Genomic DNA, 13,483 nt, shown 5'->3' on the forward strand with positions numbered 1-13,483 from the left:
GAGGCTTACTCCTGCTTGAGTTTCAGCCGTAGGTCGACGGCTCCCTGCCGCGCCTTCCGCACGGCGAGCATCCAGTCCGACCAGACGGCGGGGTCCGCGGGCGTGCCATCGTCAAGCAGGGACATGCTGCCCAGCAGTCCGCCCAGCTCGTCCGAAGGATTCATTCCGTACAGCTCTTTCAGATACTCGAACATCGCCGCATAGGCCTCTTTGATCGTCAGCACGTCTTCCATCGCGGCCTCAAGGTCTGGTGGGAGCGGAAAGCCCCATCTGGGTGTTGTAGTCGCGCGCGACCTGATTCAGCCCTCCATTGATGATCTCTCCTCTTCGAACCTGCACCCAGAGTTGAGTCCCATCCGGATTGAGCCTCGCGGACCACATGTTGCCGAACCGATCTGTTCCGAGCCTCGCGGATTCATCCGCCGCAAGCTCCTGAAGCAGCTGCCGATTGGCTGGTGTATCCGGAAGATGCCCTGGCGCGGAACGGAAGATGTGCCGAGCCTTTCCTTCTGGAATGCCGATGCCAGTTGGGGAAGAGGCTCCCGGGTTCGTATCCCGTGCACTCATCGCTACTGCATTAGGTGCGAGGGAGATCGTGACCGCCGAGGGGCCGATTGAGACGGCCGTCACCGCTTCCACTGCGGGGAGTAGAACTCCCAGCTGGGATTCCGCCTGCAGGGCAGCCTGTGCTGAGCCAGGGAGTCTGGGGACTTTCGCAGCCAATCCGGGAGCCGAGGCGCCGATGGCTGCCGTGGCCAGCATGGCGAAGGCTCGTGCCGCGTTGCGGCCCATGACCTTGCCGTAGTGCTCACCTGCCTCGCGTAGCGCTCCGAACGTGGAGGCCCGGTCCGCGGCTTCCATCAGTTGCTTGAATCCCACGATGAGGGTCCAGAAGGTGTCGACGCCCACGTAGGCGATGAGCGTGGCGGTCATTACGGCGGCGAGTCCCTTGGAGAAGGGTTCAGGCACCGAGAGCAGAATGAGGTACGTGGTCCAGGTCCATAGGACTGTCGTCAGCACGGCCTGTGGATCTGCCATGGCGCTGAATGCATCCTGCATCTCCTCCAGGACAACGCCCTGGGCGAGTGCCATGGCGAGCGTATAGCGCCCATCCCCGGTGACCGTGGGTCCTTCCATCAGCAGGCGCAGGCAGTCGCCTGCTCTGCCCGTGTGTTCGCACCAGCGCAGGTATGCACGCGTCAGGTTCGCGTCGGCGTCGGAAGCCTGCGCGTCCGTGTGTTCACCTGGTCCAAGCGGTGTGATGCGATGGCTGCGTGGGTCAAACAGGTAGGAGCCACTGCGCGGGGCCACCTGCCACAGGAGTCGTGCCGCTTCTTGTGGCTGCCGGGAAGGGCTCACGGAACGAGCCAGTTCCTCCACGGCCTTCCCGAAGTCATCCGCGTCCACCCTCGCCTGCGAGTCATCCGGGCGCGGATGGATGACGACTTGCGTGCGGCCACCGATGTCCAGGCGTACCGTTCGACGGGGGCTGCTGCAGCCAGCGAAGAACAGGAGCAGTAACAGCCAATGGATCCGCATGCGGTGCCCCCGGGACCATGTCGGTTTCCCGAAAGGCTCCTTCGGTCATCCAGCTCCTGTGAAGCCGTGCGGTCGAAAAAGGCTCCACCACCAGACACCAGGGCCACGCCCGAATGGGGACGTGGCCTCCAGCCATCACATCTACCGCAGGCGGAACGAACCCTCGGAGATGATCAACAGCTCCACGCCGGTGGTGGCCTTGGCGCCGAAGGCCGTCAGCGTGGCGGTGGCGCCGCCGCGCACCGCGGCGTCATAGGTGGTGAAGGCGTTGACCACCGCTTCGGAGAGCACCGTGGCGGACGCCTTGCCGGACTGCTCCAACACCGTGCCCAGCGTGGATTCGAGCGTCGCGCCCGCCTGCGCGCCCGCGTGCACCGCTGAGTCGAAGGCGAGCTGGTTGCTGCTCGTCACCCCCAACTGCACGCCCATCACGGACGCGTTGCCGCTGGTGGCGAGCTGCGCGTCGTACGCCGTCCACGCCGTCGCAGCGGTACTGGCCGACGTGGCGCTGGAGAGGCTCGCTCGCAGGGCCGTGGCGGCGGTGTTCGCCTGGGCCAGCACCGTGTCGGCGGCGCTGGCGCCCTGGAGCAGGGCCTTCACGGCGGCCTCGGTGGCGCGCGCCTCCAGCGCCGCGGCGGCCCGCACCGACGCGTCCGTGACCGCGATCCCCGCGCCGTTGGACAACCGCGCCTCCACCGCCATGCGGTAGGACACGCTGGCCTCGCGCTCCGCCTGCTGGTCCTGCGTGTCGCTCGTCTGGGGCGTGGCCGCGCGCACCGCCGCGAAGAACGCGTCATACGCCTCCGCCGCCTGCCCTCCCGCGTCCAGCGCCGCGTCCAGCTTCGCCGCCGCGTCCAGCGACGCGCTGAAGAGCTGTCCCTGCGTGACGACCACTCCAGCCCGCGCATACGCCTTGATCCGGGTCGCCTGCGCCGCGCTCACCGCCGCGGCCAGGGCCTCCACCGATTCCGTCGCCGTCTCCTTGAGCTGGCCCCGCACCGCCGTGGCCTGCTCCACGTTCAGCCGCGCGCGCAGGTCCACCGTGTCCACGCCGTCCGGCGCGTCCCCATCCCGCACCATCTGGACGAAGACCTCCGCCTCCAGCGAGGACTCACTGGTGATGGGCGGCGCCGTGCGCACGTCCTGCCCGGACGGCGGCTCCGTGGAGTCCAGCAGCGCGGAGCCCACCGTGGCGCCGGACTTGTTCACCGCTTCGATGATCAGCCGCTGCCCCGCGTCGTCCAGATCCAGCGTGTAGCTGCCATCCGCCGCGACGTCCGCCTCCGCCAGCGTCGTCAGGTCGCCAGACGTCACCACGCGGCTGATCCGCACCGTGGTGGTGGCCGACGCCGTCCCGTCTCCCCCCAGCGCGGGCGCGCCGTCCACGAGCCCCTGCGATTGCTGGCCGCCACCGTTGGTGACGTGCCCCCGGACCTTCACCTTGTCGCCGCCACCACAGGCCGCGAGCCACAGACCGACGACTGCACCCAGAACCACTTCACCCGCGCGACGCGTCCGCATGTGTAGGGAACCCCCGCCGGGCGCAAACCCGCCTCGGCATTCGGTGGGGAATACATCCAGGGGCGCCGCGGGATGCAAGCAGCCAGGCGGACTGCTGCTCCGCGCCGTCAGCTCAGCTTTTCGAGCAGGCTCCGGAGCTCCGCCTGCTCCGCCGCGCTCAGGCGGCCAAGCCGCGCGCCGAACGCGTCCGACAGCAGCGCGAGCCCCCGCGCCGTCACCTTGCGCCCGGAGGGGGTGACCTGCAACCGGTGCCGCCGCAGGTCCGCGGCGTCGATCTCCCGGCGCAGGAAGCCCGCAGCCTCCAGCCGCTTCACGTACACCGTCACCGTCGGCTTCGGCATGCTCAGGGTCGCCGCCAGCTCAGCCGGGTAGGGGTGCTCCTCCACCTGCGCCAGGACGAAGAGCTCCTTCGTGTCCAGCCCCAGCTCCGCGATGTCGGGGGAGACACCGGAGATGACCGACATCAGCAGGTTGTAGTTCAGCGACCAGATTTTCGCCGGGTCGATTTTCGACATGGGCCCTTGCGTGGAAATTGGTACAAAATTAAATCACTTCAAGGCGGAACCAATTCGGCCGTCGAAAAAGTAGCACATCCCCAGGAGCCTCCATGCCTCTCGACCACTACGTAACGCTCGGCCGCTCAGGCCTCCGCGTGAGCCCGCTGTGCCTCGGTGCGATGACGTTCGGTGAAGACCTTGGCTGGGGCACCAGCGTGAAGGAGTCCGAGCAGATCATCGACCGGTTCATCGAACTGGGCGGCAACTTCATCGACACCGCGAACTTCTACACGAAGAGCCATTCCGAGAAGATCATCGGCGACCACATCGGGCGGAATGCGGTCCGCCGCGACCGCCTGGTCATCGCCACGAAGTTCAGCGGGAATCTGTACCCCGGGGACCCGAACGGGGGCGGCTCCGGCCGCAAGTCCATCATCTCTGCGTGCGAGAACTCGCTCCGCCGCCTGCAGACCGACTACATCGACCTGTACTGGCTGCACAACTGGGACAAGCACACGCCCATCGACGAGACGATGGCCGCGCTGGAGGACCTCGTCCGGGCCGGCAAGGTCCGCTACCTGGGCGTCTCCGACACGCCGGCGTGGAAGATCGTCGAAGCGAACGTCACCGCGCGCTTCCGGGGCTGGTCGGCCTTCATCGGGTTGCAGATTGAATACTCGCTGCTCGAGCGCAGCGTGGAGCAGGAGCTCGTGCCCATGGCCCTGGAGCACGGGCTCGGCATCACCCCCTGGTCGCCGCTCAAGAGCGGCGCGCTCAGCGGCAAGTACACCCGCGCGAACGCGGGCCAGCTGAAGGGAGACCGGGGCGCCTTCATCGAGCCCTACCTGAATGAGAAGACCTACACCGTCGTCGACGCGCTCGAGGCCATCGCTCGCGCGCACGAGAGCACTCCGGCGCGCGTGGCGCTGGCCTGGGTGATGGCGAAGCCGGGGGTGGGCTCGACCATCATCGGCGCGCGGCGGCTCTCGCAGCTCGAGGACAACCTGAAGGCCGCCGACGTGAAGCTCACGGCCGAGGAGCTGGGCCGGCTGGATGAGCTCACGAAGCCCACGTTCGGGTTCCCGCAGAGCATGGAGCCCATCTTCCCCGCCATCCACAACGGCGGGACGACGGTGAACGGCATCCAGATGCCGGCTTCCCCCTTCGGGGTGGAGAAGGGCGACAAGGTCTACTGACCGCCGTCACCGCCGGGGCCGGGGCCTTCCGCCCGGCCCCTTCGCGGGAGCGGGCGCCCGCGCCTCTTCGCGCGCGAACGCGTCCGCCACGAAGTCCACGAACACGCGGACGCGGGGCGACAGGTGCCGCCGCTCCGGATAGACGACGAACACGTCGGGCCCCGGCGAGTGCACCTCGCCGAGCACGGCCCGCAGCTGTCTGGAGGCCAGCGCCCGCGCTGCGACGAACTCCGGGATGCGCGCGATGCCCACGCCCTCCACCGCCAGCGCCAGCAGCGCTTCGTTGTTGTCGGACGCGAACGGGCCGGGCACGTCCACCGGCGTGCCATCCAGCCGCCACGGGACGCGCTGTCCGTCGCGCAGGTAGGCCAGACACGCGTGGCGCTGGAGGTCCGCCACCTTCCGGGGCGTGCCGTGCCGGCGCAGGTACGCGGGCGACGCGCAGATGACGGCTCGCGATTCGCCCAGACGGCGGCGCACGAGCCGCGCGTCCGCGCTCTCCCCCATGCGCAGCCCCACGTCCACGCGCTCCTCCACCAGGTCGATGAAGCGGTCCGTGAGCCCCAGCGCGCACTGGACCTGCGGATATGCGGCCAGGAACGCCGGCAGGCGTGGCACCAGCCAGTAGCGTCCCAGGTCCATGGGCGCGGTGACGTGCAACGGGCCTCGGGGACCCTTCGACTCGCGCAGCTCGCCCTGCGCCGCCTCCAGCTCCGCCACGATGCGCTGGCCCCGCTCGAAGAGGGACAGGCCCTCTGGCGTCGGCTGGAGCCGCCGCGTGCCACGCTGAAGGAGCAGCACCCCCAACCGGCCCTCCAGACGGGCCACCGTCTTGCTGACCGCGGAAGGGGACACGCCGAGCGCCCGTGCCGCCGCGCTGAAGCTCCCCGTTTCGAGGGTGCGCACGAAGGCACCCAGCCCGGCGAGCGGCTCCTGGATGAGGGTCATTCAAGAACTCTAGGAACAGGACATGTGCCCGGCAAGCCACTACCCGTCCACCGGGGAACAGTGCAGGTTTCCTCCCATTCACGGGAGCGGATCATGAAAGTCTTCGTGTTGGGCGCGACGGGGTACATCGGCGGGTCGGTGGCGGCGCGGTTGATGGCGGCGGGCCATCAGGTGGTGGGCACCGCCCGGACCCAGGACAAGGCGCGGGCGCTGGAGGCGCGCGGCATCCAGGCGACGGTCGCTTCGTTCGACGACCTGGACGCGCTCGCGCGGTTGGCGAAGGAATCCGACGCTGTCATCAACGCGGCGTCCGCGGATGAGCGCAAGGTGGTGGAGGCGCTGATCGCCGCGCTGAAGGGCTCCGGCAAGCACTTCATCCACACCAGCGGCTCCAGCATCGTCGCCACCGACGCGGGCGGCGAGCTGACGGCGGGCGTGCACGACGAGGACACGCCCATCGAGCCCGTGCCGGAGAAGGTGGCGCGCATCTCGTTGGACAAGACGGTGCTGGACGCCGCGAAGGACGGCATCCACACGAACGTCATCTGCCCGTGCCTCATCTACGGCAAGGGGCTGGGCCTGAACCCGGACAGCGTGCAGCTGCCGCCGCTCATCCAGTACGCGCGGGAGACGGGCACGGCGCGCTACATCGGGAAGGGGGAGAACGTCTGGTCCAACGTGCACATCGAGGACCTGGCGGACCTGTACCTCCTGGTGCTGGAGCGCGCGCCGGCCGGCACGTTCTTCTTCGCGGAGAACGGCGAGGCGAACTTCCGGGACGTGGTGACGGCCATTGGCAGGAGCCTCCACCTGCCCGTGGCCAGCATGCCGCTTCAGGAAGGGGAGAAGCGCTGGGGCGTGGAGCTGGGGCGGCTGGCGCTCGCGTCCAACAGCCGCATCCGCGCGAAGCGGGCCCGCGCGCTGGGCTGGAAGCCGCACCGGCCCTCCGTGTTCGACGTCCTCGCTGAGCTGAAATAGTCACACGCCCGCAACCCGCCGGGGACTGGGGTGTTGAGGAGGGCATGACCCCCCGACCCCTGCTCCTGGCCTCGCTGTTGTTCTCCACCCCGGTCTTCGCCTTCGGCGAGGACCTCTGCTACGCGGCGAACGGCTCCGCGCCGCTCAACTGCCAGCCCCTGCCCGCGGGCTGCGCGCCCGGTGACGCGTCCGCGGCGTGCAAGTCCGCGGCGCTCGTGGCCGCGGGCAACGCGAAGAACCAGTCCAACGGAGGCCGCAGCCTCATCCACGTGGACGCCACCTATCTCCTCGCGCAGGCGGTGGGCTTCTCCCCCACGCAGGCGTACTGGATCGCCGCCTACGACGAAGCCACGGACCTGGGCTCGTTCGCGCCTCGCACGCTGAATGGTGCTCCCGCTTCGAACGCGGCGGCTCTCACCACGAAGTCCATCACCGGCGTCACCCGGGGCGACTTCGACCACGGCGGCGTGCTCTTCCACTTCGTCGCCCCTCGAAACGGCGGCGCCGCGTATCCGGACCCCGCCGTGGACGGCCTGCATCCGGATGCCACGGACGTGGACGAGGTGCTGCTCGCGAACCTCCGCGCGTGGGCGCTCCAGGGACAGGGCGGCGGGCGCGGCTGCACGGCGGGCCTGACGGTGCCCGCGTCGGGGACGGGCTACGCGCTGGGGCCCGCATGCTACCAGTTCAACGGCCAGCCCGGCGCCGTCACGGGCAGCCTGGCGGCGGTGGGCTCCGTCGCGGTGCCCTTCAACACCACCACCGGACCGCAGGTCATCGACGTGGACGCGGGCGTGCTGTCCACCGGCTTCGACGCGTACATCGGCGCGAACGCCGCCGACGCCCGGGCGGGCATCTACCTGCACACGCTGGCGGACCGCATCTCGCACCACGTCTGTACGGACGCGTCCATCAGCACCGGCCCCACCGGACCGCAGCGCACGTTCACCGTCGACATGTCCAACAGCGAGTGCGTCCAGACGCTGCACGTGCTCCGCCACGTCTGGGAGTCGGGCGTGGACTTCTCCGCGCTCCCGGCGCGCGAGCGCACCACGGAGGCCGCGCTGGGTGAGGTGTTCGACGCGCTCCTGGAGCTGGCCACCGCGCGCGGGCTGGCGTCCGGCCCCACGCCTGCGACCGCCACCCTGAAGACCCAGCTCGTCACGGAGCTGTCCGGCGCGCTGGAGACCTTCAACGCCCAGGACCGCGCGCTCGCGGTGCGCGACGTGGGCTGCGCCCGGGGCCTCGCGGTGCTGCCGGGCATGCCCGCCTGCGGGAACTGACGGAGCTTCACGGATGAGGGGGAGGAAGGCCGCGAGCCAGCAGGGGGCTCGCGGCCTTCTTCATTCACACGGCCTTCACGTCAGTCCGCCAGCATGAAGCCGATCTTGTACTTGCGTGCCTGCGCCGGGAAGCTGCGCGCCACCGCGTCCGCCACGTAGCCGGCGAGGTTGGGGAACACGTAGTCGCGCTCGACGGCGGTGGTGAGGCCCAGCCACGAGGCCAGCGACCAGCCGTACTGCTCCACCGTGAGCGTGGGGATCCAGCGGCCGCGCTCGTCCGTGGAGCCGTCCAGCGAGCCCGACAGGTCCAGGCTGGGGAAGGTGCCGTAGAGCGCCTTGCCCGCCACGCGGTTGCCCAGGACGATGGCATGGCCACCCCAGGCGTGGTCCGTGCCGCTGTCGCCGTTCTCCAGCAGCGTCCGGCTGAAGTCGCTCATGGTGAAGAGCGTGGCCTGCGGCGCGTTGGCCCCGAACGCGGTCTGCGTCTCCAGCAGCGTCACCGACTTCTGGAAGGCGTCGAGCGCGAAGTCCAGCTGCTCCAGGAGCTTCGGCTGGTCCACGTCCTGGTCATGGTGCGTGTCGAAGGTGCCGAAGCCCACGGAGAACACCTGGCGCTTGAGGCCCAGGCCCGCCTTGTTCGTCGGCATGGCGCCCGCCACCAGGTCGCGCACCACCTGGTAGAGCTGCGTGTGCAGCGTCCATCTGGCGGTGTCCTCCGGCGGCAGCGTGGGCACGAAGTAGCCATCGATGGTGTCGCGGGTGGCCTGGGGCAGCTGCGCCCACGCCGCGTCGCGCGCGGCGGCGCGGGCGGCGGAGAAGGTCTGCGCCGTGGTGAACACGCCCGCGTAGGCCGTCTCCAGCACGTTGCTGTCCTGCTCCGCCATCACGTCCGCCAGCGCCGCCTGCTGGAGCAGGTCGAAGTCCGACGGCGGTGTGCTGAGGGTGCGGAACGCGAGCGTGCCGTCCGGAGCCACCATCATGGGCTTGCGGTCCACGCCCGCGCAGAAGCGCGGCTTGCCTCCGAACGACGTCACCTCCGGGTAGTCCGGCGGCGTGCTGGAGTTGAGGATGTGGAGCTTGTCCGCCGCGCGGCCGCCCCAGCCCGTCACCTTGATGTCGGTGGTGACGGTGCTGGAGCCGGGGTTGGCCAGCGCGCTCGCCCAGGCGTCCTGCTGGTCGCTGTGGGAGAAGAGGTTCTCCGGCACGGCGGTCCCGCCGGCCAGGTAGTCCGCCTTGGTCAGCGGGAGCACCAGCGGGCCCACGTTGCACACGAACGCGGCGCGCCCCGCCTCGAAGTGCGCGCGCAGCTTCGAGAGCGTCTTGGGCAGGGCGAAGGAACCGGCGGCCAGGCCCGTGGGGTTGATGAGATCCAACTGCTCCGGCTTCAGCCCGATGGTGGGCCGCGCGGCCAGGTACTGCGCGTAGGCGTTGGTCTCGCGCGGGATGAGGATGTTGTTGCTGTCGTTGCCTCCCAGCAGGAAGACGCAGACGGCGACGCGGCTGCCGGAGTAGCCACTGGTGTTGGCGGCGTGGGCGTTGCCCACCCAGCGGGGAAGGGCGGCGGCGGCGGCCAGGAAGCCCAGGCCATGCGTGGCGCGCCGGAGGAACTGGCGACGGGTGGTGGTCATGGGGTTCACCGCTGGATCTGGAAGGAGGGGGAGAGGAACGTCAGGTAGAGCCCGAGCTTCTTCTTTCGGATGGCCGTGTTCGCCCGGCTGTCATTCATGGCCGCCAGCAGCTTCGGCTCCAGCGTCGGTGCCATCGTGCCGTGCAGCCAGTAGCGGCCCATGTACGCGACCAGCTCCGTGGTGGTCCCTGGCAGGAGGTCGTAGTCCACGCCGATGCCCGAGTTGGCGAGGGTGGTGGAGTAGAGGAACTCGTGGAGGAAGTTGGCGCGCGCCGTGATGGTGGCCGTGTCCAGGATGGCGAACTCCGGTCCGACCAGGCCGTCCGCCCCCGGCAGCGGCGCGTTGGGCGGGTAGAAGCTGAACACGGAGGGCGAGCGGGTCACCCACTGGCTCATCGACTTGCTCCAGTTGCTCAGCTTCAGCCCCGGGTCCTTGGTGGCCGTGTCCAGCGTGGGGTCCAGCCAGCGGACCACGTTGGTGACGAACAGCGCGGGCGAGCGCAGGTGGCCGAAGCCGGGACGCAGGCTGGAGGGCGGCAGGGCGCCGCGCGCCTCGTTGTCCACCAGGATGGCGCGCACCACCGCCTGGAGGTTGCCGCGCGCGCCGGTGCCGTCGTTCTTGAAGACGTTGGCCACGCGCTGCACGTAGCCGGGCGTCGGGTTGCTCGTCACCAGGTGCTGGATGAGCTGCTTGCTGATGAAGGGCGGGACGTTGGGGTCGTTGAAGACGTTGTTCAGGGCCTGCGTCAGGTGCGTGGTGATGTTCCCGCCCTGCGCGGTGAGCACGCCGCGCAGGAGCTCCTGGCGGCTCGTGTCGTGGTTGTCGTTACAGGGCATCAACGGGTTCTTGTAGTCGGGCGTGTTGATGGCGGCGCCCTTGGCCGGACAGGCGGCGGCGTTCCAGGTCCAGCCAGACAGGGTGTGCGCGAAGGCCTTCACCTGCGCCTCGCTGTACGCGCGCTGCCGGTTGCCGTTGACGTCCAGCGCCGGGGTCCCGTCCAGGTTCAGCTTGTCGGTGCCCAGGGTGAAGAGCTGGAGCATCTCCCGCGCGTAGTTCTCGTTCGGGTCAATGGGGTTGCCCTGCGAGTCGAAGGCGCGGTTGTTCGCCGTGTCCAGGTAGCGGCCCATGGCGGGGTTCTTCGTCACCTCCTCCAGCAGCACGCGGAAGTCACCGAAGGCATGCTGCGACAGCAGGTTCATGTACCCCGCGAGCGCCACCTTGGAGTCCACGTACGGCGTCTTCGAGGAGTCCGGGATGCCGTTCTGGGAGACGACGAAGATCTGGCTGAGCGCGAACGCCACGCGCTGGCGGAGCTGATCCTCCCCCGTCACCGCGCGCTGGAAGAACTGCGAGCCCAGGTCCTGGGCGAGCTCCCCGTCGTACGGCGTGGCGGGCTGGAGCGCGAACTGGTCCGTGAGCGACTGGGTGATGCCCACCGCCATCACGCGCTCCACGGTGCCCACGGGCGCCGGGGCCACGTTGCGCGCGAGCTTCGGGCCGAAGGACGACTGCTCCAGGAAGCGGATGCTGTTCGCTTCGGTGGGCGTCTCCAGGGACTCCACGGCCTGTTCGGCCGTGCCCAGGGCTGCCTGTTCGGGGCGAGGGGACTCTGCTGCGGAAGGCCCATCGGCCTGTGTGCAGGACGTGGCACACAAGACGAGGGCCAGGGCGGTGCGACGAAGCATCCGGTAACTCCTGGTGACTGCGGGGGGTGGACCCCTGAACGCCGGGGCCGCGACGTCGCAAAAGATTCTAGGAGATAGGTAAATTCAATGAAAGCGGCTTTTTCTGGTAGTCCCGCAACCGTGCGACGCCGGAGGTTTTCCTTGAGGCCCCGGGGCGCTGGGGGCCGGGTGGTGTAGAGAGGACCGGGTGAGTCGTCCTCCGGCCCCCACGCGCCCCGTCTCCACGGCCGCCTTCCAGGGCGTGACGCTGCTCTTCTTCGCGGGCTGCGCCGCGTGGCTCGTGCGCGAGTCACGGGAGCTGGGAGGTCGTCCCGGGATGATGGCGCTGGGCGTGGCGGTGGCCGCGGGAGGACTGGCGCTGGTGGCGCTGGGAGCGCTGGTGGCGCTGCTGCGCGGCGGGAGGCTGGTGGCGCTGCGCTCGCGCGCGGAGATGGGCACCTATGCGCTGGTGCTCGCGACCATGGCGGTGCTGGCCCTGGTGGGCCTGCGGCTGTTCTCCACGGAGGGCCGGCCCGCGCTCGCCACGTTCTGCCTGGGCGTCGCCGGGTGGCTCGCGGGCGTGGGCCTGCATGCGGTGCCCGCGCTGTTCCTGGGCCAGACGGGCTTCATCGATTCGCTGGGGCGGCGCACGCCGTTCTCCCGGCTGGAGTGGTTCTCGTTCCAGCGGGAGCAGGGGGACCTGCCACGCGTGCGGCTCCAGGCGGGGCACGGGACGCGGTTGCTCCTGGCCGCGCGGCTCGCCAGCGAGGACGAGGACGTGGTGCGGACCGCGTTGCTCGGGGCAGGCCTCAGCGCCCGGCGGAAGTAGCGCCCTTCCAGGGGTCTCCGCCCACGCCGAAGGCCTCCAGCTGGAAGGACTGGGTCCCGGAGACGCGCACCAGGCCCAGCACCGGAACGCCCGGGGACCACTGGGCGGTGATGCCTCCCGCGTACGAGTACTCCGTCACCGCCAGCTTCTTTCCGGCGACCGTCTCCGTGCCCTCGCGCAGCAGGTGGGGCTGGCGGTCCGCGCCCGGTTGGTTGAAGGGCGCGGGCGTGTCCGACGGCGGCCGGCCCGGCACCCGCAGGCGCATCAGCAGCACGCTCTTCGCGCTGAAGCGCTCACCCTCCACCAGGAAGTCGAAGCCCACGCGTCCGGTGGCGGGCACGTCGATCTCCAGCAGCACCCACCGGCCGCGCTTGCCTTCATGGCGTCCCGGGCCGCCCAGCTTGATCACGAACCGAGCGGGCCCGTCCGGCGACGTGTTCACGTAGCGCGCCCAGCCGCCTTCGCGAACGACGAGCGGCAGCCCGAACAACGCATCCGGCGCGCTGCCTTGCGCCCGGGCGGGCAGGGCCGCAATGCAAACGAACATCACGGCGAGCAACACCAGGCTCCGACCCATGCGTCCTCCAAGCTTGTCCGGCGCGGAGCCCCGGACCCATAGTGCTGTTCCCATGCGCCGCCTCCTGTGTCCCGTGTGCACCGCCGTGCTGCTCTCCGCCACGCCGGCCACGTTCGCCGCGCCCGACGCGGGCGCTGCTCCGGCCCGCCCCACCCCGACGGCGGCTCCCACCGACGCCGGAACGCCGGCCCCGGCGGATCCGCCCATCGCCCCCGAGCGCCTCGCGGAGGCGCGCGCCCTGGTGCCGCCCCTGCTCCTGTACGGCCAGCTCCAGCCCGTCCTGGGCACCTGGGTGGAATACACCGTCCTCCCGAAGCAGGGCATGTCGAAGCCGGGCTCCTTCCCCGTCCGCGCCGCCGTGGTGGGCGAAACGCCGCGCGAGCACGACACGCTGTACCAGGTGGAGCTGGACTACCAGACGATGCCCCGCAGCCTCATCGTCGTCTGGGTGTCGCGCGCCGGCACCGCCCGCGCCGTGGTGGAGCGGCTGGCCATCTCCGTGCCGCCCAACACCCCCGTCTCCATCCCCGTGGACCTCCTCGCGGACCACGCCACGCTCCGGGGCGCGCCCGTCCGCCAGCGCGACACCGACCTGCGCACCGGCCCCTTCGCCGGCAAGGGCCGCGAACAGACCTTCCGTCTGGAATCCGGCCAGCAGGTGACGGTGGTGACCTCGGCCCGGGTGCCCGTGTTCGGCGTGGAGTCCCTGCGCGAAGCGGAGGTCACCTGGACGGCCCAGAAGGGCGGCACCGGTGCCCGGCCCGCGCTGGACGCCGTGCCGCTCTCGCTGCCCCGGCTGCCCGTGCCCTGACTTCAGGGCCCT

Annotated in this window: 13 protein-coding genes; 5 read left to right on the plus strand and 8 right to left on the minus strand. The window is 70.1% G+C overall.

The window, feature by feature from the left end; translation table 11 throughout:
* Positions 1-5: 5 nt before the first annotated feature.
* From D7X32_RS04825 to D7X32_RS04840, 4 genes are all read right to left on the minus strand, one after another.
* Complete coding sequence (locus tag D7X32_RS04825; protein WP_120601318.1) at positions 6-233, minus strand: hypothetical protein; 228 nt, start codon at positions 231-233, stop codon at positions 6-8.
* Between the two features lie 7 nt (positions 234-240).
* Positions 241-1,539, minus strand: a complete 1,299-nt coding sequence (gene sitA5, locus D7X32_RS04830; RefSeq protein ID WP_208752316.1) for a SitA5 family polymorphic toxin — start codon at positions 1,537-1,539, stop codon at positions 241-243.
* 141 nt (positions 1,540-1,680) lie between these two features.
* Positions 1,681-3,060 (minus strand): hypothetical protein, encoded by a 1,380-nt coding sequence (locus D7X32_RS04835; RefSeq protein WP_147450031.1) that lies wholly within the window; start codon positions 3,058-3,060, stop codon positions 1,681-1,683.
* 107 nt (positions 3,061-3,167) lie between these two features.
* Positions 3,168-3,575: a MarR family winged helix-turn-helix transcriptional regulator gene (locus D7X32_RS04840; protein ID WP_171446466.1), complete on the minus strand. Its 408-nt coding sequence runs from the start codon at positions 3,573-3,575 to the stop codon at positions 3,168-3,170.
* Between the two features lie 92 nt (positions 3,576-3,667).
* Between D7X32_RS04840 and D7X32_RS04845 the strand changes: the two genes are divergently transcribed.
* On the plus strand, positions 3,668-4,753 hold the full coding sequence (locus D7X32_RS04845) for an aldo/keto reductase (protein ID WP_120601320.1): 1,086 nt from the start codon (positions 3,668-3,670) through the stop codon (positions 4,751-4,753).
* Between the two features lie 6 nt (positions 4,754-4,759).
* Here the strand turns inward: D7X32_RS04845 and D7X32_RS04850 are convergent, their stop codons facing one another.
* Complete coding sequence (locus D7X32_RS04850) at positions 4,760-5,701, minus strand: LysR family transcriptional regulator (protein WP_120601321.1); 942 nt, start codon at positions 5,699-5,701, stop codon at positions 4,760-4,762.
* Positions 5,702-5,794: 93 nt separating this feature from the next.
* Between D7X32_RS04850 and D7X32_RS04855 the strand changes: the two genes are divergently transcribed.
* Positions 5,795-6,679 (plus strand): NAD-dependent epimerase/dehydratase family protein, encoded by an 885-nt coding sequence (locus tag D7X32_RS04855; protein WP_120601322.1) that lies wholly within the window; start codon positions 5,795-5,797, stop codon positions 6,677-6,679.
* Positions 6,680-6,723: 44 nt separating this feature from the next.
* Positions 6,724-7,962, plus strand: coding sequence for a hypothetical protein (locus D7X32_RS04860; protein ID WP_120601323.1), 1,239 nt, complete (start codon positions 6,724-6,726; stop codon positions 7,960-7,962).
* An 80-nt stretch (positions 7,963-8,042) separates the two neighbouring features.
* Here the strand turns inward: D7X32_RS04860 and D7X32_RS04865 are convergent, their stop codons facing one another.
* Positions 8,043-9,590 carry a DUF1501 domain-containing protein gene (locus tag D7X32_RS04865; protein WP_120601324.1) on the minus strand — a complete coding sequence of 516 codons (1,548 nt, stop codon included), beginning with the start codon at positions 9,588-9,590 and terminating at the stop codon, positions 8,043-8,045.
* 5 nt (positions 9,591-9,595) lie between these two features.
* The gene (locus tag D7X32_RS04870) at positions 9,596-11,275 is read right to left on the minus strand and encodes a DUF1800 domain-containing protein (protein WP_120601325.1); all 1,680 of its coding nucleotides are present in this window, start codon (positions 11,273-11,275) and stop codon (positions 9,596-9,598) included.
* Between the two features lie 187 nt (positions 11,276-11,462).
* On the opposite strand from D7X32_RS04870, the gene D7X32_RS04875 reads away from it, so the two are divergent.
* Positions 11,463-12,083 carry a hypothetical protein gene (locus D7X32_RS04875; RefSeq protein WP_120601326.1) on the plus strand — a complete coding sequence of 207 codons (621 nt, stop codon included), beginning with the start codon at positions 11,463-11,465 and terminating at the stop codon, positions 12,081-12,083.
* On the opposite strand, the gene D7X32_RS04880 is transcribed toward D7X32_RS04875, so the two are convergent.
* On the minus strand, positions 12,064-12,660 hold the full coding sequence (locus tag D7X32_RS04880; protein ID WP_120601327.1) for a hypothetical protein: 597 nt from the start codon (positions 12,658-12,660) through the stop codon (positions 12,064-12,066). The two genes, D7X32_RS04875 and D7X32_RS04880, sit on opposite strands and share 20 nt — an antisense overlap.
* 52 nt (positions 12,661-12,712) lie before the next feature.
* Here D7X32_RS04880 and D7X32_RS04885 point away from each other — a divergent pair, with 52 nt between their 5' ends.
* On the plus strand, positions 12,713-13,471 hold the full coding sequence (locus tag D7X32_RS04885; RefSeq protein WP_120601328.1) for a hypothetical protein: 759 nt from the start codon (positions 12,713-12,715) through the stop codon (positions 13,469-13,471).
* The last annotated feature ends 12 nt before the right edge of the window (positions 13,472-13,483 follow it).

This window comes from Corallococcus carmarthensis, assembly GCF_003611695.1.
Lineage (GTDB): Bacteria > Myxococcota > Myxococcia > Myxococcales > Myxococcaceae > Corallococcus > Corallococcus carmarthensis.

What these genes read in the sequence shown, in the direction of transcription:
- D7X32_RS04825 (WP_120601318.1), bottom strand. Translation starts at nt 233, where the DNA reads ATGGAAGACGTGCTGACGATCAAAGAGGCCTATGCGGCGATGTTCGAG.
- sitA5 (WP_208752316.1), bottom strand. Translation starts at nt 1,539, where the DNA reads ATGCGGATCCATTGGCTGTTACTGCTCCTGTTCTTCGCTGGCTGCAGC.
- D7X32_RS04835 (WP_147450031.1), bottom strand. Translation starts at nt 3,060, where the DNA reads ATGCGGACGCGTCGCGCGGGTGAAGTGGTTCTGGGTGCAGTCGTCGGT.
- D7X32_RS04840 (WP_171446466.1), bottom strand. Translation starts at nt 3,575, where the DNA reads ATGTCGAAAATCGACCCGGCGAAAATCTGGTCGCTGAACTACAACCTG.
- D7X32_RS04845 (WP_120601320.1), top strand. Translation starts at nt 3,668, where the DNA reads ATGCCTCTCGACCACTACGTAACGCTCGGCCGCTCAGGCCTCCGCGTG.
- D7X32_RS04850 (WP_120601321.1), bottom strand. Translation starts at nt 5,701, where the DNA reads ATGACCCTCATCCAGGAGCCGCTCGCCGGGCTGGGTGCCTTCGTGCGC.
- D7X32_RS04855 (WP_120601322.1), top strand. Translation starts at nt 5,795, where the DNA reads ATGAAAGTCTTCGTGTTGGGCGCGACGGGGTACATCGGCGGGTCGGTG.
- D7X32_RS04860 (WP_120601323.1), top strand. Translation starts at nt 6,724, where the DNA reads ATGACCCCCCGACCCCTGCTCCTGGCCTCGCTGTTGTTCTCCACCCCG.
- D7X32_RS04865 (WP_120601324.1), bottom strand. Translation starts at nt 9,590, where the DNA reads ATGACCACCACCCGTCGCCAGTTCCTCCGGCGCGCCACGCATGGCCTG.
- D7X32_RS04870 (WP_120601325.1), bottom strand. Translation starts at nt 11,275, where the DNA reads ATGCTTCGTCGCACCGCCCTGGCCCTCGTCTTGTGTGCCACGTCCTGC.
- D7X32_RS04880 (WP_120601327.1), bottom strand. Translation starts at nt 12,660, where the DNA reads ATGGGTCGGAGCCTGGTGTTGCTCGCCGTGATGTTCGTTTGCATTGCG.
- D7X32_RS04885 (WP_120601328.1), top strand. Translation starts at nt 12,713, where the DNA reads ATGCGCCGCCTCCTGTGTCCCGTGTGCACCGCCGTGCTGCTCTCCGCC.